Source organism: Pseudomonas sp. SDO5215_S409 (genome assembly GCF_054071325.1).
The window spans coordinates 1-2031 of record NZ_JBSVWN010000132.1 but is presented as its reverse complement, the minus strand read 5'-3'; the positions used below and the strand labels follow the sequence as shown (position 1 = coordinate 2031).

The following is a 2031-nucleotide window of genomic DNA, read 5'->3' as shown; positions in this document are numbered from 1 at the left end:
AAGCGTCTATGGCTCGGCTGTCGAAACATAGTGGCCTACTTCAGACCATCCTTAACTCAATGAGTTGTGAGGGGTTTTAATTAATGACTAAAGTATGTATTGCTTCAGCATAACCTATTAGTGATCTTGAGTTCGCAAAATTTCTACACAAAAGATTAAAAGTGTCACTTGTTGGTAGTCAGAAGAAACTAGCAATGGGTGGCAAAGGTTTTTTCTATACGTGTCAACTTTATCTAAATGATCATGTGGAGCGAGAAAAGGATATTCGCGATATCATAAGTTTTTTTAATGAGAAAAATAGCTCGCTGTTGATTCTTGAAATTGGAGCGGAGGATGAATGGGATGATGTAGATGAAGAAAACCTAAACCAGTATTCCATACCTGAATCGGAGTTGTTGAATACCCTAGACGTATCTAAAGGACTTTACGAGTAATACCAGCAGTGACTACTTTTGCATTGTCGCCCTGGCTTACTTTGAATTTGACCTGATCCCGCGGCGTTTGGGCATAGGCGATATTGCAAGTCTATTCCAGCAAAGCACGAGATGTAACAGCGCGCCGTTGATGTCGCACACGATTTGAGTCTTGGCTGCCAGTCCGCCTCGACTAAGTTTTAGGACATGATTTAGCGGTTTAAATAACCTTTTTCGGTGGCTGAAGAGGTTCGGGGCGCACGTGAAAAATAGAATCGATCATTCAATTGTCAGCTACCATCTGGTTTTTTGTGTACGTGTCGGTTGAGGTTAAAGCGATTTATTGAAAATTTTGATCGAGGAGAAAAGTTATTTATGATGACTACTTTTGAAATTGCTTTAAATCAGCATAAAATTCCTGAGTTTTTTAAAGGTGAAGGAGTTTACTTTGCCAGAGGCTCTGATTGGGGGGATCATCTTTATATAAGTAATTGGCAAGAGATGTTCAGCGTTTTGAAACAGCAAAAAGCAGCGGAAAATTTGCTCACTCATGTTTTTGAAAAATATGTGAAATCACTCAATGAAAAGTATGCAGATGCGGAAACGTTACTTTGTAATATAAAGGCCTATTACGCAATAAACGGAAAAAATTCTTCTCTGGCTATCGATAATTATGATCTTATCGATACGCTTGACGAAAAAAGCAAAAGTATAATAGGGAGAGTGTTTCGGTTGTTGAGGTTGGAATATGATAAAAACAGAGAAACCACCGCGAAGCATACTTTTGAAGAAATGCTTGAGCGGATGAAAAGCAATGGATGTTTGTATGATTTTGAAAGTTTTTAGTTTTTAAAGGCTGGTAATTTTTAGTGTTAGAGTAAAACAGAATCTTACCCCGTACAGCTATATGATGACGATTAAGCTAATGCGCAAGTTCCCTAGTGGCAGGATAATAGTGGCAGTAGAAAAATGAGTGAATCGGATATGAGCGTTGATTGGAGCTCGTTTGGAATAAGCCAAAGACGCTCTCTTAATAGTTTTGAAATTTCTAATGTTGAAAAGTCACTTGGTGTAAATTTTCCAAAATTATATTTGGACTTGGTGGCTTACGCTGACGAGGCCTCTCCTGAAATATCTTCATTTACATATGGAGACAATGAGACGTGTATTAGTGATTTTTTTTCGTTTTCGGCACAACAAAGTCCGTACAGTATTTCATGGTATCTAGGGCTAGGAGGGCCTCCTGGGCTTCCTAAAGGCAGGGTACCTATAGCGAGGGACGCAGGTGGTTATTTAATTTGTTTGAATTTTAATACTGTTTCCGTTTCTGTAGAAATTTTTGTTCCGGATTCTGAGCGAACTTACTTTGTCGCAAACAGTTTTGATGAGTTTGTTAAGTTGTGGTATGAATAGAAAAATGTTTTTAATCAGTGTGCCGGTAAACAGCGCCATTGAAGTTTAACCATCGGAGTGGAGGTAAGGCGAAAGCGCATGAAAAAAGCTGAGCTTATGGGTTCTGAAAAAATTGGTGGTGAAGCGGATGTGAAAAGTTTCTAAGCCAATCCTAGTGTACTGTTTTCGAAATAATTTACTTATTGACTACGGCTTCAAGTGCCTC

Annotated in this window: 3 protein-coding genes; all 3 read left to right on the top strand. The window is 38.8% G+C overall.

The features are described from left to right. The first annotated feature begins 161 nt into the window (after window positions 1–161). The 3 genes from ACW9H9_RS28480 (at window position 162) to ACW9H9_RS28470 (ending at window position 1826) form a co-directional block, all read left to right on the top strand. Window positions 162–434, top strand: coding sequence for a hypothetical protein (locus tag ACW9H9_RS28480; RefSeq protein ID WP_457346684.1), 273 nt, complete (start codon window positions 162–164; stop codon window positions 432–434). A gap of 354 nt (window positions 435–788) precedes the next feature. Beyond that, complete coding sequence (locus tag ACW9H9_RS28475) at window positions 789–1259, top strand: hypothetical protein (protein WP_457346685.1); 471 nt, start codon at window positions 789–791, stop codon at window positions 1257–1259. A 123-nt stretch (window positions 1260–1382) separates the two neighbouring features. After that, window positions 1383–1826, top strand: coding sequence for an SMI1/KNR4 family protein (locus tag ACW9H9_RS28470; protein WP_457346686.1), 444 nt, complete (start codon window positions 1383–1385; stop codon window positions 1824–1826). Window positions 1827–2031: the final 205 nt, after the last annotated feature.

Bases quoted from the DNA above. Each gene is read 5' to 3' on its own strand.
- ACW9H9_RS28475 (WP_457346685.1), top strand. From the start codon at position 789: ATGATGACTACTTTTGAAATTGCTTTAAATCAGCATAAAATTCCTGAG.
- ACW9H9_RS28470 (WP_457346686.1), top strand. From the start codon at position 1,383: ATGAGTGAATCGGATATGAGCGTTGATTGGAGCTCGTTTGGAATAAGC.